The sequence below is a fragment of the Stenotrophomonas maltophilia genome (genome assembly GCF_025642255.1).
Classification (GTDB): Bacteria; Pseudomonadota; Gammaproteobacteria; order Xanthomonadales; family Xanthomonadaceae; genus Stenotrophomonas; species Stenotrophomonas maltophilia_P.
In genome coordinates, this window is record NZ_CP106759.1 from 3,958,668 (window position 1) to 3,980,681 (window position 22,014).

Consider the following 22,014-nt stretch of genomic DNA (forward strand, 5'->3'; position numbering starts at 1 on the left):
TGGTGGAGCGATTGCGTGGGGGACCGCCGGGCACGGCCCGGCGCTACCGATGAGGAACCCTCACGCCACCGGCGGTACCTCGGGAACGTCCACCTGCTGCACCGGCAGGGTCACCACCATCACCGTCGGGTCGTCCGGGTCCAGCCGGGTCTTGAAGCCCAGGCTCTGGCACATCGCCAGCATGGTGCTGTTCTCGCGCAGCACCTGTCCCTCGACCATGTGCAGCCCCAGCCACTTCGCATACTCGATCATGATCGCCATCAGGCGCCAGCCGATGCCATGGCCCTTCAGGTCGGAGCGGATCAGGATGCCGTACTCGCCGCGGTGATAATCCGCATCCGCGTGCAGGCGCACGGCGCCGAGCATCTCGCCGCTGCGCGGTTCGATGGCCACCAGCGCGATCGAGCGCGCATAGTCGAGCTGGGTCAGACGGGCGATGAACTCGTGGCTGAAGTGCTTCACCGACTGGAAGAAGCGCAGGCGCAGATCCTCGTCGCTGACCCGGGCAAAGAACGCGCGGAACAGCGCGTCGTCCTCGGGGCGCACCGGGCGCACGAAGGCGTGACCGCCATCGGACAGCTCGATGGTGCGCTCCCACTCCTTCGGATACGGGAACACCGAGAAGCGCGGATGGCCGCGACCCTTGTGCAGGATGCGCGAAGGCGCGATGGCGACGCGTGCATCGAGAGCGAGAATGCCCTTGCCATCGACCAGCAGCGGATTGATATCCAGCGTGCGCACTTCCGGAATGTCGGCGGCCAGCTGCGCCAGTTTCACCAGCGCCAGGGCCAGTGCGCGCTCATCGGCAGCGGGAACATCGCCATAGGCCTTTAGGATCCGCGACGCACGGGTACGCCCGATCAGCTCGTGGGCCAGGCGCAGATCCAGCGGCGGCAAGGCCAGTGCCTTGTCGTTGATCACCTCCACCGCCGTGCCGCCGCGACCGACCACGATCACCGGGCCGAAGGTCGCGTCATCGGCGATGCCCACGATCAGTTCACGCGCTTTCGGGCGGACGATGGTCGGCTGCACCAGCAGACCGTCGATGCGTGCATCCGGGCGCAGCTGGCGTGCACGCGACAGGATCGCCTTGGCCGCAGCCTGCACCGCCGGCAGCGTCGACAGGTTCAGGCGCACGCCGTCCACTTCGGACTTGTGCGGGATGTCCGGTGACAGGATCTTCAAGGCGACGGTCGCACCCCGCTCCAGCAGCGGCTGCGCCAGATCCATGGCCTCGTGCGCGTCGCGCGCATGCATCACCGGCGCGGAGGGAATGCCATAGGCCTTCAGCAGCTCGTGCGTGGCCAACGGGTCCAGCCACTGCTGGCCGTTGGCCAGCGCGGCCTCGACCAGCGTGCGCGCCGCGGCCGCATCCACGCTGAAGTCCTGCGGCAGGCTCGGCGGGGTTTCCATCAGTGCGTTCTGCGCTTCCCGATAGCGCACCAGATGCTGGAAGCCACGTACCGCTTCGGCTTCGGTGGGATAGGTCGGCACGCGCGCCGCATTGAGCGTGGCGGTGGCCTGGTCATCGTTGCCCAGCCACACGGCGAACACCGGCTTGTCACGATGGTGGCGCGGGCGCAGGCCGAGGGTGCGGGTCAGCGCCTGCGCGGCGTCGGCCGAGGAGGTGAACGCCGTCGGTACGTTGACCACCATCACCGCATCGTTCTCGTTGTCGGCCAGCAGGGCCTCGATGGCCGCGGCATAGCGATCACCATCGGCATCCACCACGATATCCACCGGATTGCTGCGCGACCAGCCCTGCGGCAGCACCGCATCGAGCTTTTCGACCGTGCTGTCGGACAGGTTCGCCAGGGTTCCGCGCAGCGCGGCCAGCTGGTCCACGGCCAGCCGGCCGACGCCCCCCCCATTGCTGAGGATGGCCAGCCGACGGCCCGGGAAGGTACCCAGCCGGCCCAGGGTCTCTGCGGCGGTGAACAGCTCGTCCAGGGCACCCACGCGCAGCAGGCCGGCGCGGTTGAACGCAGCGCCGTAGACATCATCGGCTCGTGCAAGCGCCTGCACATGGGTATCGCGGCTGCCAGGCTGCACGCGCTCGCTGCGGCCGGACTTCACCACCACCACGGGCTTGGCGCGTGCGGCCGCACGCGCCGCCGACATGAATTTGCGCGCGTCCTTGATCTGTTCGACGTAGAGCAGGATGGCGCGCGTGCGGTAATCGGTGGCGAAATAGTCCAGCAGATCGCCGAAGTCGACGTCCAGCGTATCGCCCAGCGAGACCACGGCGGAGAATCCCACCGAACGCGCCACGCCCCATTCCACCAGCGCCGCGGCGATCGCCGAGGACTCGGAGATCAACGCAAGATCGCCAGCCTGCGGGAAGTGTGCGGCGATGCTGGCGTTGAGCCGTGCATGCGGCGCGATCACACCCAGGCAATGCGGGCCCAGGATGCGCAGACCGTGCCGGCGGGCCACGGCCTCCACCTGCGCCGACAGTGAACCCGGGCCATCCCCCAGATGCGCGGTGAGGATGATCGCCGCCTGCACACCCCGCTCGGCCGCGGTACGCACCACCTGCGGCACGATGGCGGCCGGCGCGGTGATCACCACGAGATCCGGCACCCAGTCCAGATCCTTCAGCCGCTTCACCGTGCGGATGCCATCGATTTCGGCGTGGCGCGGGTTGATCCACGCCACCTTGCCGGGGAAGCCCGTACCGCGCAGGTTGCGCATCACCGCGCGGCCGGCCGAGCGCTCGCGCGGACTGCCGCCGATCACTGCGACCGACTGCGGGCGGAACACTGACTGCAGGTGGTAGGTACTCATGCGCCTACGGTACACGCACCCGCGCAACAGGCGCATGATCCAGCGCAACAAAGCAGGCGGGGGATGCGGCGCCCCGCCGCATGCGGGGCGACAGGGCCCTACAGCAGCGTGCCGCGCAGGATCATCGCGGCGATGCTGAAATAGATCACCAGCCCGGTCACGTCGACCAGCGTGGCCACGAACGGGGCGGATGCGCTGGCCGGGTCGAATCCCAGCCGCTTGAGCACGAACGGCAGCATCGAACCCGACAATGACCCGAAGGTGACGATGCCCACCAGCGCCGCACCGATCGTGATCGCCAGCAGCACCCAGTGCTCGCCGTAGTCGTGCAGGCCACCCAGCTGCCAGATGACGATGCGGACAATCGCCAGGGCACCGAGAATGGCACCCAGCACCATGCCGGTCGGAATCTCGCGCAGGGCCACCTTCCACCAGTCGCGCAGGCGCAGCTCGCGCAGCGCCAGGCTGCGGATCAGCAGCGAGGTGGCCTGCGAGCCGGAGTTGCCGCCGGAACTCATGATCAACGGGATGAACAACGTCAGCACCACCGCGCGTGCCAGTTCGTCCTCGTAGTGCTGCATGGCGCTGGCCGTCAGCATCTCGCCCAGGAACAGCACGCTCAGCCAGCCGGCGCGCTTGCGCAGCATCTCCAGGAAGCCGATCTGCATGTACGGCTTGTCCAGCGCTTCCATGCCGCCGAACTTGTGCGCGTCTTCGGTGGATTCCTCGATCAGCGCATCAAGCACGTCGTCCACGGTGACGATGCCCAGCATCCGCTGGCTGGCATCGACCACCGGAATGGCCAGCAGGTCGTGGCGACGGATCAGTCGCGCCACCTCTTCCTGGTCCATCAACGCGTCCACGGTTACCGGCGGATTGACCTGGGCCACCTCGAGGATCGACTCCTCGGGCAGGCCGGTGATCAGGCGGCGCATGGTCACCACCTGCTGCAGACGCTGGCTGGCCGGGTCCAGGACGTAGATCGCGTACACCGTCTCGCGCGTGCGCTCGACCTGGCGGATGTGCTGCAGCGTCTGCGCCACCGTCCAGCTGGCCGGCACGGCGACGTACTCGGTGGTCATCAGCGCACCGGCCGTGTTTGGCGGGTAGCCGAGCAGCGTCTGGATGGCCTGGCGGGCATCGGCGCCCAGCAACGGGATCAGCCGCGCGCGCTCGTCCTCATCCAGTTCGTGAACGATGTCGGTGGCGCGGTCGTCGGCCATCAGCCCGAGCAGCGCAGCGGCCCGCGCCGGCGGCAGCGCGGCCACCAGCTCGCCGCTGCGATGCAGTTCGGGGGCTTCCAGCATCTTCACTGCACGCGGCAGCGGCAGCGCCGCCAGCGTGTCGGCAGCGCGCTGCAGCTCCAGCGTGTTGAGGAACTCCACCGCGTCGGCGGTGTTGTAGTCCGCCAGCGGTGCCGCCAATGCAGCGGCATCGGCCACTGGACGCAGCAATTGCTTCTGGTTCATCGGTTTGCCTTGTGGGGTGCGACCTCGCGCAACGCCAACGCAGGCGAACCGTCCCGATGTCAGGCGGTGGCCATCGCTGGCGTCGAACGAGGTCGACTTCTACTGTCGCTGGACATGGGTTGGGAACTCCGGGATGCGTGTGCCGGCGGCAGGCCGCCAGCGGCGGGCAGTCTGGACCTGCCGGCCGCGCAGGTCAACCCGCAGCGGCCATTGCCGCGCGTGCACGATGCGGCGCGCATAATGTCGCAGCGGCGTCCGCCGCCCCTCTCCTCCCCGCACCCACGTACGGCAGGCCTCTGCGATGACCAGGTATTCCCATGCATAGCGGCGGTCTGGAACTGGCCCTGGTCCTGCTGCTGGCGGCCGTCATCGCGGTGCCGGTGTTCAAGCGCTTCGGCTTCGGCGCGGTACTGGGCTACCTGGCCGCGGGGGTGGTGCTGGGGCCGGATGGGCTGGGCTTCGTGCAGGACGCCGACCGCATCCTCGGTGCGGCCGAGATCGGCGTGGTGATGCTGCTGTTCGTGATCGGGCTGGAACTGTCGCCGGCCCGCCTGAAGGTGATGCGGCGCTCGGTGTTCGGCGCCGGTGCCGCGCAGGTGGCGCTGTCCGGCCTGGTACTGGGCGGCCTGCTGCTGCTCGATCACTTCCAGTGGAAGAGCGCGCTGGTGGTGGGCGTGGCGCTGGCGCTGTCCTCCACGGCCGTGGGCCTGCAGCTGCTGTCCGAGCACAAGGCGATCAACAGCGACCACGGCCGGCTCGGCTTTGCCATCCTGCTGTTCCAGGACCTGATCGCTATCCCGCTGCTGGCGGCCATCCCGCTGCTGGGCGGCGTCAAGAACCAGACGCTGCGTTGGGAGGATGCCGCAGTGGCGCTGGGCGCGCTGGCCGTGGTGATCCTGTGCGGGCGGCCGGTCCTGCGCCGGCTGTTCGGTGTCATCGCCCGTACCCGCAGCCCGGAGGTATTCACCGCCACCGCCCTGCTGGTCGTGCTGGGCACGGCGTGGTTCATGCAGGAGGCCGGCCTGAGCCCCAGCCTGGGTGCGTTCCTGGCCGGCGTGCTGCTGTCCGATTCCGAGTTCCGGCACGAGCTGGAAGCGCAGATCGAGCCGTTCAAGGGCCTGCTGCTGGGCCTGTTCTTCATCGCCGTCGGCATGGGCATCGATCTCGACCGCATCGCCGCCGAACCGTGGCTGATCGCCGCAGGCGTGGCCATCCTGCTGGTGGTCAAGTTCAGTCTGCTTTATGCCATCGGCCGCATCGCCCGGCTGGGTTCGCGGCAATCGCTGCTGCTGGGCAGCGTGCTGTGGCTGGGCGGCGAGTTCGCCTTCGTGGTGTTCAACGAGGCGCAGCGCGCGCATCTGCTGGGCAACGCCAACCACGACCGGCTGGTGGCCATTGTCGGCCTGTCGATGGCGATCACGCCGCTGCTGATGATCGCCCTGATGCGGCTGCTCGGACAGGAGAAGGTGGCCCCGCGCGCCGCGGCCGACGCCGACAAGGTCGCGCCGGACAACCGGCCGAAAGTCCTGATTGCCGGCATGGGCCGCGTCGGCCAGGTGATCGCGCGCCTGCTGACCGCACAGAAGGTGCCGTTCGTGGCACTGGAAGCGAACCCGGACACGGTGGCCGACCTGCGTCGCTTCGGCAACCAGCTCTACTATGGCGATCCGACGCGCCCGGAGATGCTGCGCGCCGCCGGTGGTGAACATATCGATGTGTTCGTGATCACCGTGGACGACCCGGAGACCAATCTGCGTGCGGTACGGATGGTGCGGCGCCTGTATCCGGAGGCGAAGGTGCTGGCACGTGCGCGCAACCGCCAGCATGCATGGCGACTGATGGACATGTCGGCCGAACCGTTCCGCGAAGTGTTCGCTACCAGCCTGGAAATGAGCGGTCGCGTGCTGACCGCGCTGGGGGTGGCACCCGAGGTTGCCCAACGCCATGTGCAGCGCTTCCGCGAACACGACGAACAGCTGCTGCGCGACCAGTACCTGGTGTACGACGACGAGGCGGCCGTGATCCAGACCTCGCGCGATGCCCGCAACGACCTGATGCATCTGTTCGAGGCCGACGCGGAAAGCGACGGCGACACGCAGCGCTGACGGCGAAAGGGCTGCCGAGCATCATCGGCATTCCGCATGATCGGGGTCAGAGCCCTTTCCAACGGAAAGGGTTCTGACCCCCGATTCTCAGCCGTTGTCGCGCAGGAACCGGGCCATCGAGGACACGCCCGGTACGCGCGGCTCGAACTCGCCGGCAACGTCGATGAAGCCACGCATCACGGCGATCTCGCGCGGACTGCGGTTCAGGCTGTCCCGCACGTCTGGGTCGGCGCCGGCACGCAGCAGGCGCTGTACCAGCAGCGGCAGGCCGTGCAGCGCCGCCAGGTGCAGCGGGCCGAAACCACGCGGATCGCGCACGTCCAGGCTGACATCCTCTTCCAGCAGACGCTCCACCGCGGCCATCACCACCTGCTCGTCGCAGGCCGTACCCGGCTCGGCGCGCGCTCCCAGCAGCAGCAGCAGCGGTGTGACCGAACCGGCGGCGGCCTGGTCCGGTTCGGCACCGGCCAGCAGCAGCGTGTCCAGCAACGCCAGCAACCGCGGGCGGTCACGTGCGCTGAAGCCGTACAGGGCCGCGCAGTGCAGCGGGCCCAGTTGCTGCGCGTCTCCGGCGTGTACATCGGCACCTGCGGTCAGCAGGCGCGCGACGATGTCCGGCAGGCCCAGCGCGGAGGCCAGCATCAGCACGGTCACTCCCCCCGGCAGCCGGTGTTCGAGCTTGGCACCGGCATCGAGCAGGGCCGACACGATCTCGACCTGGCGCATGCTGACCGCGGCCGACAACGGCGTTGCGCCGCTGGCCGCTGCGTGCTGCGGATCGGCGCCCCGTGCCAGCAGCAGGTCGGTCACCGCCAGATGGCCGCCGCCGGCGGCACGCAGCAGCGCCGTGCAGCCCTGCGCATCCACGGCATCAACGGCGAACCCCAGATCGATCAGGCGACGCACCGCATCGACATCGCCGGCCATCGCCGCAGAGGGCAGGTCGGCATCGCGCAGGGTACGGCGTGGCAGTGGCCACACCCGCCAGTCCAGCCAGTCGGCCAGATCACGACGACCACTCGACAGCGCCACACCCAAGGGGGTCTGGCCATCGGCGGCGCGTGCCTCCGGCGAGGCGCCGTGCTGTACCAGCAGCTTCAGCGCACCTTCCCGGGCCAGCGCGGTCGCCAGGTGCAGGGCGGTCATGCCATGGCTGTCGCGCGCCTCACGGTCGACACCGGTCTTGAGCAGGGCCTGCTGCAGGCGCAGCCAGCCCAGGCGCACCGCCAACGACAGCGGCGGATCGCCTGCCGGCGATGCGGCGAACGGATCAGCACCCCGCTCCAGCAGTTCCAGCGCCAGCTGTTCCAGTCCGCGGGCCGCCTGATCGTGCTGCGCGCAGGCGGCCAGGAAACGGGCCAGGCCGCCGCGGCCGGCCGGCGACAGGCCATGCTGCAGCATGACCTGCAGCGCCGGCACCGCATCGACGCCGCGCGACAGCAGCGCGAACATCGGCGTGTCGGCGCAGGCATCACGCACATAGGGGTCGGCACCATGGGCCAGCAGCCAATCCACGGCACGCGGCTCCAGCGCCAGCTCCGGATCCAGCAGCAGGCTGCCCAGCTCCTGCGGCTGGCACAGCCTGGCCAGGGCGGCCATGCCATCGGTGTTGCCGAAGCCCAGTGCTTCGCGCAGCAGGGTCAGCGGCGGTCGATCAGGCAGCAGGCCACTGGCGCTGGCGGCCTCACCGCGCTCGGCCAGGCCATCGCTGACCGCCGCAGGCAGCGGATAGGACGGATCAAGCAGCGCGACGATGGCCCAGCGACCGGCTTCGGCCGCGTAGTCGACCGCACGCCGACCGACCGGATCGGCCGCATCGGCGGTGATGCCCAGTTCGACCAGGCGCTTGACCAGCAGGGGCGAAACCGTATCGGCCATGGCCGCCAGCTGCACCGCGTTGCGGCCCTCGCCATCGACAGCCACCAGGTCGGGCTTGTGCGGCAGGAGGTGTTCGATGACGGCGGCGCGACCGGCACGCGCGGCCTCCAGCCACGGCGTGCGACCGAGCGCGTCGCGTGCTTCCAGGTTTGCACCGGCAGCGAGCAGCACGCCGATGATTTCAACGTGGCCGGCCAGGGCCGCTTCGTGCAGTGCGCTGCGACGCTGGCGGTCGCGCGCATCCGCACGCGCCTTGTGCTTGAGCAGCAGCTGCACGCCGGCCGGATCATCGTCTTCGGTGGCGGCTGCGGCGAGCAGGACCGGCGTGCCGTCCGCCGGCTCGGTGCGGGCACCGCGTTCGAGCAGGAAGCGGGCCAGGCGCCAGTTGCCTACCTGGCAGGCCACGGCCAGCGGGGACCAGCCCTCGTGGTTGAGTGCATCCACTTCGGCCGCGGCATCGCGCAGCAGCGCGGCAACGCCGGGGTCGGAGCTTCGAGCCGCGTGGTGCAGCGGCGTGTTGCCCTCGCTGTCGGTAGCGCGAGAATCGGCGCCATTGGCCAGCAGGGTCATCACGGCTTCGGGGCGACCATGCCAGCTGTCGCGGGTGGCCGCCAGCAGCGGCGTCATGCCCCGGTGCGGCGCGTTCACATCGACCCCGCGGGCAATCAGTTCACGCAGCAGGCGCAGGTCCGGCAACACCGCCGCCAGTACCGCCAGGCTGCGCTGATCACGCCAGTTCGGGTCCGGCAACGCGTGCGGGTCCGCGCCGGCCTGCAGCAGCTGCAGCGCCCGGTCGATGCGACCGTGGCGCGCCGCTTCATGCAGCGCAGGCGTCAGTTCCTGCGGGGCCATCGCCTCCAGCGGCGTGGTCTCGCTGGCAGCGGGGAACAGCGGCGCGTGTGTCGCACCGGCATCGGCCAGCGGGCCCGGGTTCACGCGCAGCGACACCAGTGGCGCCGGTGCGACCCGCTGCAGCAGCAGATGCAGCAACGGCGACCCCAGCAGCACGGTCAACGTGGCGGGCCAGCGCGCGCTTTCCGGCAGCAGCCCTGGCCATGCCGGCAACACCACCAGTGCGGCCAGCGCGATCACCAGCGCGGCCACGACAAGGCCACGCCAGGCGGTGAGGTCACGGCCGGCCAACGCCTGCCAGTGCTGCGCCAGGCTGCCATCCAGCCGCTCGACATCATTCCACAGCGGCCACGTACGCCAGGCCGCCAGCAAACCGGCACTGACCAGCACGCTCAGCCCGAGCACCGCCGCCAGGCTGCCGCTGTCGCGCAGTGCCGCCAGCGGCCAGGCCAGCAGCAGGGCCAGCAGTACCGGCGCGGCGGTCCACAGCGCCAGCAGGGCCGGCAGGTCCTGCTGCGCGATCAACTTCGGCGGCAGTACCGCACGGCTGCGCCGCCACCACGAAATGCCCAGGGCATACGCCGGCTGCGCCAGCGCAGCAAGCACCGCCCCCGGCAGGCCGCCGACGGCGGCACCCAGCGCCAGCAGGGCACCCAGGACGAAGGCGATCGACAGGGCGCGCGGACGGGAAAGCTCAGTCATTGTGGCGCGGCATCATGCTGGTCACCGACGGCGGCACCTGCAGGTAGAACCCGCGTTCGCTCATTTCGCTGCGCACCTTGGCCGGATCGGCCTGGGCGAGGCGGCGCTGCGGCTCCAGGGCCACGTCCAGGACGAAGGTGAGCGTGCCCAGCGACGCCACCAGCGGCGCAGGCAGCGCGCTGAAGTCATCGCGTCGGGGAACGTAGACGAAGGTGTCCGGCTTGAGTTGGCTTTTATAGACGTAGGCGTGCATGTCCACGGGACGATAACCCGGGAAGAGCCCTGATTGTGTCGGAAAGCCGACACCGGGGAAAGCCGTCGGCCGACGATGCCGGCAGGATCGACGGCGTTTCCCCGGCGGGGTTCAGCAATGTGGCGGCGGCGTTCAGCCTCGGCCGCCGCCACACGGATGCTTACTTGACCTTGGCGTAGGTGCCCTTCAGGGCGACGCCGGCCACGAACGTGCCCGCCCAGCACTCGTAGTTGCTCGCGCTCCTGAACTCGTTCTTCTTGTAGTAGCTGACGATGTCGACCACCGCATTGGCGCCACGCGAGCGGGCGCCGTCCTGCAGTGCGCGCAGCGCCGACAGCGCCACCCAGCGGCAGGCTTCGGCATCGCTCTTGTTGGCGGCGTTGGTCTTCCGGTTGGTGACGTCTTCACCCAGACGCTGCTGCACGCTGACCGGCTGCCCGGCCAGATAGAAGCGCACGCTGCCATCGATGCCGGCATCGCGGGCGGCCTGCGAGCTGACAAGTTCCTGCAGGGACTGCTCGACTCGGGTGTCACGGGCGGAAGCCGTGGCAGTCACAGCCAGCAGAAGGGTGGCACTGGCGATCATCAGGGTGCGGCGCATCGAAACATCTCCTTGTCCGGGGTGCGTTGGGGGTGGTGCGGATGGGGTGCGGGGGTCATTCGCTCCAGCGGCGGAATACCAGCGAGGTATTGATGCCGCCGAAGGCGAAGTTGTTGCTCATCACGTACTCGGCCTGCAGATCGCGGCCGTGCCCGGTGATGAAGTCCAGCTGGCCGCAGCGCGGATCGACCTCGGCCAGGTTGAGGGTCGGCGCGAACCAGCCGGCACGCATCATCTCGATGCTCAGCCAGGCTTCGAACGCTCCGCACGCGCCGAGCATATGCCCGACGTAGCTCTTCAGCGAGCTGATCGGTACGCGGCTGCCGAACACCTGCGCGGTGGCCTGTGTCTCGGCGATGTCGCCGTGATCGGTGGCGGTGCCGTGGGCGTTGACGTAGTCGATCCGCGCCGCGTCGAGCCCGGCGTCCTCCAGGGCCAGGCGCATGGCCTGGGCCATGGTGTCGGCGCTGGGCTGGGTGACGTGCTGGCCGTCGCTGTTGGTTCCGTAGCCGACCACCTCGGCAAGGATGGACGCACCGCGTGCGAGGGCGTGCTCCATGTCCTCCAGGATCAGCGTGCAGGCGCCCTCGCCCAGTACCAGGCCGTCGCGGCCTGCATCGAAGGGCCGCGGCGTCGACTGCGGCGCATCGTTGCGCACGCTGGTGGCGAACAGGGTGTCGAACACCGCTGCAGCGGTGGCGTCGAGCTGCTCGGCACCGCCGGCCACCATCACCGTCTGCTTGCCGCTGCGGATGGCTTCATACGCCGCTCCGACGCCTTGGCTGCCTGACGTGCAGGCGCTGGAGGTGGTGTAGACACGCCCGGACAGGCCGAAGAACACGCCGATGTTGACCGGCGCGGTATGGCTCATCATTTTCAGGTACGTGGTGGCACTGATGCCATCGGTCGTGAACTCGTTGAGCATGCGGCCGAACTCGCCGGTCGCTTCGTGGCTGCCGGAGGACGAACCGTAGGCCACGCCGGTGCGGCCGCTGCGCAGCACCGGATGCTCATGCAGGCCGGCCTCGCGCAGGGCCATCTCGGTGGCGCGCACCGACATGATCGCGACCTTGCCCATCGAGCGGGTGGTCTTGCGGTTGTAGTTCGGCGGCAGCGTGAAGTCCTGCGCGGGCGCGGCCAGCTTGGTGTTCAGGCCCGCGTAGACGTCCCATTCCGGCATGGTGCGCACTGCGTTGCGGCAGCTGCGCAGGTGCGCGTGGATGGTGGGCCAGTCGTGGCCAAGCGGACTGATGGCAGCGGCACCGGTCACCACCACGCGACGATCAGCGGCCATCAGAGCATGCCCCCGTTGACCGAGATCACCTGCCGGGTGATGTAGCCGGCCGGCTCGGACAGCAGGAACGCGACCGTTGCGGCCACCTCATCGGGATGCCCCACGCGGCCGGCCGGAATCAGCTTCAGGGCGTGTTCGACCACTTCATCGTTGAGCATTTCGGTCTCGATCAGGCCCGGGGCCACGCAGTTGACGGTGATCTGGCGGCTCGCCAGCTCCAGCGCCAGCGCCTTGGTGGCACCGATGATGCCGGCCTTGGCCGCGCTGTAGTTGACCTGGCCGCGGTTGCCGGCCAGCCCGGACACCGACGACAGGGTGACGATGCGACCGGGCCGGCGCCGCCGCACCATCGGCATGATGAGCGGATGCAGCACGTTGTAGAAGCCGTCCAGGTTGGTGTGGATGACCTGGTCCCAGTCTTCGGACGACAACGCAGGAAATGCGCCGTCGCGGGCGATGCCGGCATTGCACACCACGCCGTAGTACGCGCCGTGCGCCTCGACATCGGCCTCCAATGCGCCGCGTGCTGCATCCCGGTCGGCCACATCGAACGCCAGCACGCGGGCCTGCCGGCCCAGTGCCTGGATTTCGTCCACCACTGCCTGCGCCTCGTCCACGCGGCTGCGGCAGTGCACGGCTACATCGAACCCATCGCGCGCGACGCGCAGCGCGATGGCCCGGCCGATGCCCCGGCTGGCGCCGGTGACCAGCACGCTCCGATTCCCTGTCATGCCTGTCCACTCTCCAGATAGGCCATCGCGTCGGCAGGTTCGTACACCGACACGTTGGCGGTCGCCCATTCTTCGTCGCCTGCCAGGATCCGGCAGGCGAACATCCCCAGTCCATTGTCGCCCAACAGCTCGCAGCGCGCCTGTACGCGAAGGCGGCTGCCCACCGGAAAACCGCTGCGCTGGCTGCCATAACGGCGACTGCCCAGCAGGAATCCGAGCTGCGGCCGGTTGCCGGCAGCGCGTGCACGGCAGCCGGCCCAGGCCGCGATGGCCTGCGCCATGTATTCGATGCCAATCCAGGCCGGCACCTGCCCATCCTCGACGAACAGCCCGCTCGCCGGCACGACCAGCTCGGCCTCGATGCCGTCCTCGTCCCAGTGCATGATGCGCTCCAGCAGGCACATGTCCTGCCGGTGGGGCACCACGTCTTCAATGGCATACACCGTATTCATCCGCACTCCAGTGCCAGCACGGCGTTGCTGCCGCCGAAGGCGAACGAGTTGCTCAGCACGCGCCGGGGCGGCTGCGCCAGGAAGGTGGCCGGCGCCACCAGCGGCAGCGGCGGCAGAGCCGGATCAGCGATGCCATCCCACCAGTGCGGTGGCAACTGCTGCCGGCAGTTCTCGGCAAGCACGATCCAGCACAGCGCCGCCTCGATCGCCCCCGACGCACCCAGGGTGTGGCCGGTGAGTGGCTTGGTGGAACTACAGGGAACGTCATTGCCCAGTACCTGCGCCACCGCCAGGCTTTCCATCGCATCGTTGTGGCCGGTGGCAGTGCCGTGCAGGTTCACGTAGTCGACATCGGCGGGCGACCAGCCGGCACGATGCAGCGCCTGCTGCAGGGCGTCGATTGCGCCAAGGGCCTGCGGATCCGGCGCCGACATGTGATGTGCATCGGCGGACTCGCCCCATCCGGCCAGGCATACCGGGCCAGGTTCGCGGGTCAGCAGGAACAGCGCAGCGCCCTCGCCGATGTTGATGCCGGCACGATGCTGCGAGAAGGGATTGCAGCGCACTGCCGAGACCGATTCGAGCGCATTGAAGCCTGCCACGGTGAAGCGGCACAGCGAGTCGGCACCCCCGGCGATGACCGCATCGACGGTGCCGGCACGCAGCATTCGCGCGGCCGACATCAGCGCCTTGGCACTGGACGAACAGGCGGTGGACAGGGTCCACGCCGGGCCCTGCGCGCCGCTGCGCTGACGCACGAACTGCGCGGTGGTGCCCATTTCCTGCTGTGCGTAATCGAAACCTTCAGGCCAGCAGCCCTGCTCCGCATGGGTCCGCAGTGCCTGCTCCGATTCGCCGATGCCGGAGGTGCTGGTGCCCAGCACCACCGCCACCCGATCAGCGCCATGGCGTGCAATGGCCGCGCTCACCGCAGGCGCGATCTGCGCCAGCGCGACCTCCAGCAATGCATTGTTGCGCCCGCGCAGGGATACCGGCAGGTCTTCCAGCGTCGGCAGTGGCGTGCGCACTTCACCCAGCGCCAGGGTACGCCCCGGCAGCAGGCGGTCGTTGTCGCTCAGGCCGCCCGGAGCATCGGCGAACATCGCCGATGCCACGGCGCCGCGGCCTTCGCCCAGCGCGCAGACCAGGCCGAGGTCGTTCAGGTAGATCGGTGTATTCATCGCGCCTGCCCGGCCATGTCGATCGATTCGATGCGCAGGGCGTAACCCTCGGCACGGTTCTCCAGCTGGACGCTGCCATCGTCCAGGCGCCGCAGCTGCAGCCAGACCGTACCGCTGCGGGACAGGCTGCGCTGGCGGCCGTCATCGTTGACCTCCCAGCCCGCCGGCAATGCCGCAGCGATCGCCGCGGTCGGCCACAACGCGAACTGCAGGTCATCCAGTACGCGTTCGGCACGCACCTGCGGAGGCAGCCACGGCGCACGCTGCTGGGTCAGTTGCCGGCCATCCCACTGCAGGCGCACGCCGGTCTGGCCCATGGCCTGCACCGCCAGCCGCACCTGCTGTGCGTCGGCTTCGAGCAGCGCATCGAGATCGCGCTCATGGCTGCCGAACCGGAAATGCAGCTGCTGCTGCAGTGCCAGCGGCGCTGGCAGGCTGGCCGGCGACAGCCGCAGCGGTGGCAGCTGCACCTGCGGGCGTGGCATGCGCCCGGCACAGGCGACCAGCAGCAGGCACAGCAGCACTGCAGCGGAAAGGGCCATCAGGCGCCGCACAGTTCCTCCAGCACGCGCATGCGACGGCCGCTGGGGTCGGCCACGTAGGGGTTGTTGGTGTCCCAGGCGTATCCGGCCAGGATGGAACTGATCATGTCGCGCACGTCCGGCTGCGGGTCGGGGTGGTAGATGATCTTCTGGAAGCCGCCCTGGTACCAGCTTTCGACGAAACGACGGAAGGTTTTCACGCCGGCACGCAGCGGAACGGAGAACTCGGCCTCCCAGTCCACAGCCTGCCCGGCATAACGGCGCGCCAGGCACTCACTGGCCAGCTGCGCCGATTTGAAGGCAATGGTCACGCCCGAGGAGAACACCGGGTCGAGGAACTCGCCAGCGTTGCCAAGCAGCGCATAGCCCGGGCCCCACAGCGAACGGACATTGGCCGAATAGCCCGTGATGCGGCGTACCGGCAGCACCGCCCATTCGGCATTGGCCAGCAGGCGGGTCAGGTTCGGATCCTCGCCGACGATGGCCTGCAGCTTCTGCAGCTCGTCGCCTTCGTAGCGATCAAAGAACGAGGGCTCGGCCACCACGCCCAGCGAGCAGCAGCCGTTGGAGAACGGGATCGTCCAGTACCAGACGTCGATGTGCTCGGGGTGGGTCGTGATGAGGATCTTGTTGCGGTCGAAGTCCGCTTCGGCCGGAATGTTGTCACGCACGTGGCAGAAGATCGCGCCACGCACCGGGAAGTTGGAGGGTGACTCCAGATCCAGCAGGCGTGGCAGCAACCGCGCGAAGCCGGAGGCGTCGAGGATGAAATCGGCCTCGATGCGGTACTCACTGCCATCGGGACGGCGCACGTTGACGGCAGGCTGCTCGCCCGGCTCGACCGACAGCACCTCGTCGCCGAAACGCAGCGTGGTACCCATCCGCTCGGCGCCCCGCGCCAGCACGTTGTCGAAGTCGGCGCGCTGCACCTGGTAGGTGGTGCCCCAGCCGGGCGAGAACTTCTTCCTGAAGTCGAATGCGGTACGCGCCTGGCCATGCACGAAGGCCGCGCCATTCTTGTGCTGGAAGCCGGCTTCGACCACATCCTGCAACAGGCCTGCCGCTTCGATGTACTCCATGCTCTGCGGCAGCAGGCTTTCACCGATCGAGAAACGCGGGAACTGCTGGCGTTCGATCATCAACACCTGGCGACCCTGCCGGCGCAGCATCGCAGCAGCAACGGAACCGGCCGGTCCGGCGCCGATGATCAGGATTTCGGTGCGTTCCACAGCATCCACAGCAGTACTCATCGGGGCGTCCTTGTTGCTCGATAGAGGGAGAGAAGAAGAGCCGAAGGCGGACTCAGGCCGCCGGCAGATCATGCGGCGGCGGCCGGAACAGCGGCGAGATCAGCCAGACCAGCCCGATACCGAACAGCAGGGTCAGGCCGAACGCGCGCAGCGCCGGAGTCTGCGACAGGCCCAGCAGGCCGAACGACAGCCAGGTACTGGCCGCACCCACGCACACCGCCAGCCATGCACTGGCGTCGCCACGATGCTCGATCAGGAAGATGCCATAGTCGATGCCCATGCCCAGCAGCAGCATCAGCGCCAGCACGTTGAACAGCTGCAGCGGCTGGCCGAACAGGCCCAGCAGGCCCAGGGTCAGCGCACCGGCGATCAGGGTCGGGGCGAACACGCGCCAGGCCTGGCGGCGATAGCGCAGCCACAGCGCGCCGAACACCAATGCGATGCCGACCAGCAGCAGCCCGCCCATCAGCTTGCGGTAGTGGCCCAGCAGCGTGGAGAAATCGGAGGTTCGGTCTACCCAGCGCACGCCGGGCAGGCCTTCGGCGGCACGTTCCAGCGTGGCCAGAGCATCGGCACGCGACAGGTCATCGACCATCACCACGCTGATCATCTGCCCACCGACCTTACCCACCCACAGGTGGCGGAACGGCTGCGAGGCTGGCGAGGCCAGGAAGGCGTCGGCGGTGAGCGGCGCTGCGGCAAACTGCGGTCGCAGCAGCGGCTCGCCCACGGCTTCGGACACAGCCGACAGCACGCCGGGCTCCACCTTCGCGGTCAGCGCAGCATCGGCCTGCTGCCGGGCCGGTGATGGCAGCCAGTCACTGATCGCGCGGTAGCCACCAATGCGCTTGTCATCGGCCAGTACACGCAAGCGTTCGGTCAACGCCTCTTCGCGCTGCAACAGCTGGGCGGCATCGCTGCCCTGCACCAGGTAGAACTGTGCCGGGCTGGGCATGCCCAGCAGCTGGCTCAGGCGGATCTGCTGGGCCATCAGCGCCGGTGGAGACGACTGCAGGCTGCGCAGGTCGTCGTTGCTCTGCAGGCGCGCGATGCCCACCGCGGACAGCGCCAGCGCGGCCACCACGAAGATCGCCACCGGGCGCCGGCCGTGCACGCGCGGGAAACGTTCCAGCGTATTGCCCAGCCAGTGCGAGAAGCGGGTCTGGCGGATCTCGCCACCGTCGAGCCACGGGAACCAGAAGATCACCGTGAGGAACGCTGCTGCCAGGCCCACCACCGAGAACAGCGCCATCTGGCGAAGGCCCGGGAACGGGGCCAGGCCCAACGCGAGGTAGGCCAGCGCACTGGTCAACAGCGCCAGCCACAGGCCGGGCAGCAGATGCCGCAGCAGCTTCCAGCGACGGTCGGCCGGTTCGGCCTGGCGCGACGCAAACCAGTGGATGCCGTAGTCCTCCGCTACACCCACCAGCGATGCACCGAACACCAGGGTCAGCACGTGCACTTTGCCGAACACCAGCACGGTCACCGCCAGCGCCACGCCGCAACCGATCAGCAGCGACGCGGCCACCAGCAGGATCGGCCGCAGCGAACGGAACGCCAGCCACACCAGCAGCAGTACCGCGGCCAGTGAGCCCCAACCGATCGTGTTGATCTCGCGGTTGGCCTGCACCGCAGCGGCTTCGGCGTGCAGCGGCACGCCGGCATGCAGGATTTCCAGCTCGGGCGCTGCGGCCCTGGCCGCCTTCCCGGCCCGCTCCAGCAGGCCATCAAGATGGCGCTCGCCATCGAGCTGGAACGCCGAACCCGGCGTATCGAACTGCAGCGCCGCCCAATGCTTGCCCTCGGCTTCAAGCAGGCCATCATCACCCAGCCGCAAGCCCGAACCCTGCGCCTGCTGTTGCCACCACTGCGGCCACAATGACAGCGGATCCTGCCGCCATTCGGTGAGCCGCGGCGCACCCATCGGCCCGTACAGCGCGGCGAGTGCCTGTTCGGCCAGCGCACCGGTTTCCGTGCTCTGCAGCTGGTCACGCTGGGCCGGGGTCAGCAGGCGGTCGCGATACGGCGCGTAGAACGCACGCGCCTCGTCGAACCAGCCTTCAATGGACCCACTGGGCACCAGCAAAGCGCTCTCGGCATCTCCAGCCATGGCCGCAGCGAACGCGGCCTGCGCCCGCTTGGCGGCGGCGCCATCCTGGCTGCCGAGCAGCACCACCACCTGCCGCGAACTGCCATCGGCGATGCGCCGGGTGACATCGCTCAACAGGCGGTCATGTGCATCCTGCGGCAACAGCGCGAGGATGTCGGTATCGATCCGCGGTTCCTGGCTCCACAGGCGCCACTGCTGCACGCCCAGTACCAGCAGCAACACCAGCCAGGCGATGCCCAGCCAATGCCACCAACGCCGCAACCGGTCCGGTGCGTTCAACGCCACGGCGTCACTCAAAGCGGCGCGCCTCGTCGGGGTTCAGCGTGGCGGGGGCTTCACTCAACGCGCTGAACTGGATCTGCGTGCGGTCCTTGTTCGCCTCGACGATCTCGACCTGGCGCACATAGCGGTCACCCTGCAGCGTCAGCGACTCGAAGGCCTTGGCCAGCATCGCCGACTTCGGTGTCAAACGCAGGCGCCAGCCCTGCCCTTCACGGCTGGCCGCCACGTTGAACTGGCCGGAGAGTGCCTGCACGTCGCCACTCATCAGCGCGAACATGATCGCATTCACCGAGCGCATCGCCGGCTGCTGCCGTGCATCGAGTTCAACGCGGGTGCTGCCATCGCGCTGGCGGCTGAGGATGCGGTCGGCGGTGACCACCACCTCGGAGGGGAACGGCGTGAGCGTGGTCCAGATCACACCGTGCTGGCGCGCGACCACGAACCGGCCGTGCGAGCGCAGCGGATTCCTGAAGCCACTGACCTGCTTTTCCTGGCTGAACTGGCCACGCAGCACCTCCGGACGCGCCACCGCCTGGGTGATCGCGTCGACGGCAGGATCGGCCGCCTGTACACGCGGTGCGGCCACCAGCAACAGCGCGCACAGCAGCACGCCTGGAAGACGGGCGAGCATGTTCATGGCGCGGGCACTCCCAGACGTTCCCACAGTACCGGCGGGCATTGGTACAGCATCTCCTTGCTGGCGGCATCCACCGCGACCTGGATGGTCATGGCCCGGGTGGCCACCTGGCCGCTCTCCGCATCCAGGATCTCGTAGTCGATCTTCAGCCGGTTCTCCCATTCGACGATGCGTGCACGCACCAGCAGCCGCTGGTTGAACAGCAGCGGTCGCACGTATTTCACGCGCGCATCGACCACCGGCCACAGGTAGCCCGATGCGAGCATCTGCGGGTAGTCGTAGTCGTGGCGCTGCAGCAGCGCACACCGGGCAATCTCCAGATACTTGAAGTAGTTGCCATGCCAGACCACGTTCATCGGATCGCAGTCGTGGAAGGCGGGGCGCAGCTCGATTTCACAGACCAGGTCATTCACCGGAATACAGTTCCCAACGTTGCGCGCGGATCTCCACCAGCAGTTCCCGCAGTTCGCGATCCAGCGCGCGGTCTTCCTCGACCAGCGCGATGCGCTGCCCCAGGTCCACATACATGTCGGCCAGACTGCCATGCAGCTGCGCGTTCAGGCCAACCCGCTCGCGCAGTGCCAGGCCCTGGCGGGCGGCGATCAGCATCGCCGCCACCACCTGTTCAGTCAGTTCGATCACACGCAGGCAGTCGCGCGCGGCGATGGTGCCCATGCTGACCTTGTCCTGGTTGTGGCATTCGGTCGAGCGCGAGAACACACTGGCCGGAAGGGTCTGCTTCAACGCTTCGGCGGTCCACGCCGAGACGCTGATCTGCAGTGCCTTCAGCCCGTGGTTGATTGCTGCCCGCGGGCCGGTAGCCGCCGACAGATTGGCGGGCAGGCCGTGGTTGTATCGCGCATCCACCACCAGCGCCAGCTGCCGGTCGAGCAGGTCGGCAAGGTTGGCCACGGTGTTCTTCAGCGTGTCCATTGCCAGTGCGATATGGCCGCCGTAGAAGTGGCCGCCGTGCAGGATGCGCTCGCCGTCGGCATCGATCAGCGGGTTGTCGTTGGCGCTGTTCAGCTCGGTTTCGATCAGCTGCCGCAGGAAGGGCAGGCTGTCTTCCAGCACGCCGATCACGTGCGGGGCGCACCGCAGCGAGTAACGATCCTGCAGGCGCTGTTCGTTGCGCGGCGGCCGTTCGCTGTGCAGGTCGCGGCGCAGCCGTGCGGCGATGCGGGCCTGGCCCGGATGCGGCTTGGCCGCGAACAGGGTCTCGTCGAAATGGTGCGCGTTGCCGTCGCTGGCCAGCACGTTGAATGCGGTCAGGCGGGTGGCCAGGCGCGCCAGGTAGTCGGCACGCTGCCAGGCCAGGCAGGCCAGGCCGGTCATCACCGCAGTGCCGTTCATGATCGCAAGGCCTTCCTTCGGCCGCAGCTTCAGCGGGACCATGCCGATGCTCGCCAGTACTCCGGCAGCCGGTTGCACGCGGCCATCGTGCAGGACCTCGCGCTCGCCGCACAGCACCGCCGCCACGTATGACAGCGGCGTCAGGTCACCGCTGGCGCCGACCGATCCCTCCGCCGGGATCATCGGCAGCACGTCATGCCGCAACAGTGTGGCCAGGCCTTCCAGCAGGGCTACGCTGACACCGGACATGCCACGCACCAGCGACGCCAGACGGGCAGCCAGCACCGCGCGGGTCTCGGCCGGGTCCAGGTAACGGCCCAGTCCGCAGCCATGGTAGGTGTACAGGTGGTGCGGCAACTCGGCCACCAGCGCCGGCGGGATGTTCACCGTGCACGAATCGCCGTAGCCGGTCGTCACGCCGTAGATCACCCCGTCCTCGCGCAGCAGGCGGTCGAGAAAATCGGCACCGCGCTGGATGTGGGCACGGAAGGCCGGGGCCTCGCTCAGTGCGGCCTCGCACTGGCGATGGGCCAGCGCCACCACGTCTTCGATGGTCAACGGTGCGTCGCCAAAGCGGCACACGGGTACGGCGTCAGTCGTCATGCGGAGCCTGATCCCAGAAGGGGAAGAAATTGAACCAGTCCAGCGGGGACTGGATGACCTGCAGTTCGAGCCACTGCGCGAAACGCTGCGCCTGCCCTGCCAGTGCCGCGTCCCGCGAGCCACGCGGCAGCACGATGCGATCGGCGAACTGCTCGAAGGCGACCCGGTACCCCTGGCCTTCATGCAGGCAGGCCATGGTGTACACCGGGCAGCCCAGTGCCGCCGCCAGCACGTAGGCACCGATGGGGAACGGGGCACGGTGGCCGAGAAAATCCGCGGTGACGCTGCGTCCACCCTGCACTGGCGTGCGGTCGCCGACGATGGCCACGAAGCCACCGGCAGCCACGCGCTCGGACAGCATCATCGCCGTGGCCGGCCCCATCGCGGTGACCTGCACCAGTTCCACCGTTGCCAGCGGGTCCAACCGCTGCAGCAGGCGATTGAAGCGCTGCGCGTGCGCGGTGTGCACCAGCACGGTGATGCGGAACCCCGGCACCTGTTCGGCCAGCACCTGGCACAACTCCAGGCAGCCGATGTGGGCGGTCAGGATCAGCCCGCCTTCGCGGCGTGCGATCCTGTCCAGCACCAGATCGCGCCGCAGCTGGATGCGCTCGGGCGGATAGCGTCCGCCCAGGCCGAGGATCTTGTCCAGCAGGGTGTCGGCGAACGCGAAGAAATGGCGCAGGCTGTCGCGCCGCGTCGGCTCGCGGCCCAGCGCGCCACTGTGTGCCTGCAAGCGCTGTAGATACTGCAGTGATGCCTGCCGGGCCACGCGGTTGCCCAGCCAGTGGCAGAGCACCACCGGCCACACGCACAGGCGGAACGGCCAGCGCCCGAACCACCGATGCACCCAGCACAGGAACAACACGCCGGCCACCGATGTGGATTCACCGATGTCGGCCCAGTGCGGCGCACCTTGGGGGGCGGCCATC

General features: G+C 68.8%; 17 protein-coding genes. 1 reads left to right on the forward strand and 16 read right to left on the reverse strand.

The features are described 5' to 3' along the window. Nucleotides 1-60 precede the first annotated feature (60 nt). Nucleotides 61-2,787, reverse strand: a complete 2,727-nt coding sequence (locus N8888_RS18075; RefSeq protein WP_263176375.1) for a bifunctional acetate--CoA ligase family protein/GNAT family N-acetyltransferase — start codon at nucleotides 2,785-2,787, stop codon at nucleotides 61-63. A gap of 98 nt (nucleotides 2,788-2,885) precedes the next feature. Then, nucleotides 2,886-4,256, reverse strand: a complete 1,371-nt coding sequence (gene mgtE, locus N8888_RS18080; RefSeq protein ID WP_053518107.1) for a magnesium transporter — start codon at nucleotides 4,254-4,256, stop codon at nucleotides 2,886-2,888. 317 nt (nucleotides 4,257-4,573) lie between these two features. On the opposite strand from mgtE, the gene N8888_RS18085 reads away from it, so the two are divergent. Continuing rightward, entirely contained in the window at nucleotides 4,574-6,361 is a 1,788-nt protein-coding gene (locus tag N8888_RS18085; protein ID WP_053518104.1) for a monovalent cation:proton antiporter-2 (CPA2) family protein, read from the forward strand. An 87-nt stretch (nucleotides 6,362-6,448) separates the two neighbouring features. Here the strand turns inward: N8888_RS18085 and N8888_RS18090 are convergent, their stop codons facing one another. From N8888_RS18090 to N8888_RS18155, 14 genes are all read right to left on the reverse strand, one after another. Then, nucleotides 6,449-9,793 (reverse strand): ankyrin repeat domain-containing protein, encoded by a 3,345-nt coding sequence (locus tag N8888_RS18090; RefSeq protein ID WP_128989955.1) that lies wholly within the window; start codon nucleotides 9,791-9,793, stop codon nucleotides 6,449-6,451. Then, nucleotides 9,786-10,046 (reverse strand): YcgL domain-containing protein, encoded by a 261-nt coding sequence (locus tag N8888_RS18095; RefSeq protein ID WP_053518100.1) that lies wholly within the window; start codon nucleotides 10,044-10,046, stop codon nucleotides 9,786-9,788. Before N8888_RS18095 ends, N8888_RS18090 begins: the two co-directional genes overlap by 8 nt. A 160-nt stretch (nucleotides 10,047-10,206) precedes the next feature. Further along, nucleotides 10,207-10,647, reverse strand: a complete 441-nt coding sequence (locus tag N8888_RS18100) for a hypothetical protein (RefSeq protein ID WP_053518098.1) — start codon at nucleotides 10,645-10,647, stop codon at nucleotides 10,207-10,209. Between the two features lie 55 nt (nucleotides 10,648-10,702). Beyond that, nucleotides 10,703-11,941, reverse strand: a complete 1,239-nt coding sequence (locus N8888_RS18105; RefSeq protein ID WP_065174278.1) for a beta-ketoacyl-ACP synthase — start codon at nucleotides 11,939-11,941, stop codon at nucleotides 10,703-10,705. Next, entirely contained in the window at nucleotides 11,941-12,672 is a 732-nt protein-coding gene (locus tag N8888_RS18110) for a 3-ketoacyl-ACP reductase FabG2 (protein WP_053518094.1), read from the reverse strand. Before N8888_RS18110 ends, N8888_RS18105 begins: the two co-directional genes overlap by 1 nt. Next, the gene (locus tag N8888_RS18115) at nucleotides 12,669-13,124 is read right to left on the reverse strand and encodes a hotdog family protein (RefSeq protein ID WP_053518092.1); all 456 of its coding nucleotides are present in this window, start codon (nucleotides 13,122-13,124) and stop codon (nucleotides 12,669-12,671) included. Before N8888_RS18115 ends, N8888_RS18110 begins: the two co-directional genes overlap by 4 nt. Beyond that, nucleotides 13,121-14,305, reverse strand: coding sequence for a beta-ketoacyl-[acyl-carrier-protein] synthase family protein (locus N8888_RS18120; RefSeq protein ID WP_065174276.1), 1,185 nt, complete (start codon nucleotides 14,303-14,305; stop codon nucleotides 13,121-13,123). Before N8888_RS18120 ends, N8888_RS18115 begins: the two co-directional genes overlap by 4 nt. Then, the gene (locus tag N8888_RS18125) at nucleotides 14,302-14,847 is read right to left on the reverse strand and encodes an ApeN family LolB-like membrane protein (RefSeq protein WP_263176382.1); all 546 of its coding nucleotides are present in this window, start codon (nucleotides 14,845-14,847) and stop codon (nucleotides 14,302-14,304) included. The genes N8888_RS18120 and N8888_RS18125 overlap by 4 nt, the downstream gene beginning before the upstream one ends. Further along, complete coding sequence (locus tag N8888_RS18130) at nucleotides 14,847-16,097, reverse strand: NAD(P)/FAD-dependent oxidoreductase (protein ID WP_263176384.1); 1,251 nt, start codon at nucleotides 16,095-16,097, stop codon at nucleotides 14,847-14,849. The genes N8888_RS18125 and N8888_RS18130 overlap by 1 nt, the downstream gene beginning before the upstream one ends. Nucleotides 16,098-16,149: 52 nt before the next feature. Then, nucleotides 16,150-18,504: an ApeM family transporter gene (locus N8888_RS18135; RefSeq protein WP_263176385.1), complete on the reverse strand. Its 2,355-nt coding sequence runs from the start codon at nucleotides 18,502-18,504 to the stop codon at nucleotides 16,150-16,152. Further along, entirely contained in the window at nucleotides 18,497-19,126 is a 630-nt protein-coding gene (locus tag N8888_RS18140) for an outer membrane lipoprotein carrier protein LolA (RefSeq protein ID WP_065174273.1), read from the reverse strand. Before N8888_RS18140 ends, N8888_RS18135 begins: the two co-directional genes overlap by 8 nt. Then, nucleotides 19,123-19,539 carry an acyl-CoA thioesterase gene (locus N8888_RS18145; protein WP_414488004.1) on the reverse strand — a complete coding sequence of 139 codons (417 nt, stop codon included), beginning with the start codon at nucleotides 19,537-19,539 and terminating at the stop codon, nucleotides 19,123-19,125. The genes N8888_RS18140 and N8888_RS18145 overlap by 4 nt, the downstream gene beginning before the upstream one ends. Next, complete coding sequence (locus N8888_RS18150; RefSeq protein ID WP_065181425.1) at nucleotides 19,532-21,082, reverse strand: HAL/PAL/TAL family ammonia-lyase; 1,551 nt, start codon at nucleotides 21,080-21,082, stop codon at nucleotides 19,532-19,534. Before N8888_RS18150 ends, N8888_RS18145 begins: the two co-directional genes overlap by 8 nt. Then, a complete protein-coding gene (locus tag N8888_RS18155; protein ID WP_053518078.1) occupies nucleotides 21,072-22,013 on the reverse strand; it encodes a lysophospholipid acyltransferase family protein in 942 nt (313 codons plus the stop codon). Before N8888_RS18155 ends, N8888_RS18150 begins: the two co-directional genes overlap by 11 nt. Between the last annotated feature and the right edge of the window lies 1 nt (nucleotide 22,014).

What these genes read in the sequence shown, in the direction of transcription:
- N8888_RS18075 (WP_263176375.1), bottom strand. Translation starts at nt 2,787, where the DNA reads ATGAGTACCTACCACCTGCAGTCAGTGTTCCGCCCGCAGTCGGTCGCA.
- mgtE (WP_053518107.1), bottom strand. Translation starts at nt 4,256, where the DNA reads ATGAACCAGAAGCAATTGCTGCGTCCAGTGGCCGATGCCGCTGCATTG.
- N8888_RS18085 (WP_053518104.1), top strand. Translation starts at nt 4,574, where the DNA reads ATGCATAGCGGCGGTCTGGAACTGGCCCTGGTCCTGCTGCTGGCGGCC.
- N8888_RS18090 (WP_128989955.1), bottom strand. Translation starts at nt 9,793, where the DNA reads ATGACTGAGCTTTCCCGTCCGCGCGCCCTGTCGATCGCCTTCGTCCTG.
- N8888_RS18095 (WP_053518100.1), bottom strand. Translation starts at nt 10,046, where the DNA reads ATGCACGCCTACGTCTATAAAAGCCAACTCAAGCCGGACACCTTCGTC.
- N8888_RS18100 (WP_053518098.1), bottom strand. Translation starts at nt 10,647, where the DNA reads ATGCGCCGCACCCTGATGATCGCCAGTGCCACCCTTCTGCTGGCTGTG.
- N8888_RS18105 (WP_065174278.1), bottom strand. Translation starts at nt 11,941, where the DNA reads ATGGCCGCTGATCGTCGCGTGGTGGTGACCGGTGCCGCTGCCATCAGT.
- N8888_RS18110 (WP_053518094.1), bottom strand. Translation starts at nt 12,672, where the DNA reads ATGACAGGGAATCGGAGCGTGCTGGTCACCGGCGCCAGCCGGGGCATC.
- N8888_RS18115 (WP_053518092.1), bottom strand. Translation starts at nt 13,124, where the DNA reads ATGAATACGGTGTATGCCATTGAAGACGTGGTGCCCCACCGGCAGGAC.
- N8888_RS18120 (WP_065174276.1), bottom strand. Translation starts at nt 14,305, where the DNA reads ATGAATACACCGATCTACCTGAACGACCTCGGCCTGGTCTGCGCGCTG.
- N8888_RS18125 (WP_263176382.1), bottom strand. Translation starts at nt 14,847, where the DNA reads ATGGCCCTTTCCGCTGCAGTGCTGCTGTGCCTGCTGCTGGTCGCCTGT.
- N8888_RS18130 (WP_263176384.1), bottom strand. Translation starts at nt 16,097, where the DNA reads ATGAGTACTGCTGTGGATGCTGTGGAACGCACCGAAATCCTGATCATC.
- N8888_RS18140 (WP_065174273.1), bottom strand. Translation starts at nt 19,126, where the DNA reads ATGAACATGCTCGCCCGTCTTCCAGGCGTGCTGCTGTGCGCGCTGTTG.
- N8888_RS18150 (WP_065181425.1), bottom strand. Translation starts at nt 21,082, where the DNA reads ATGACGACTGACGCCGTACCCGTGTGCCGCTTTGGCGACGCACCGTTG.
- N8888_RS18155 (WP_053518078.1), bottom strand. Translation starts at nt 22,013, where the DNA reads ATGGCCGCCCCCCAAGGTGCGCCGCACTGGGCCGACATCGGTGAATCC.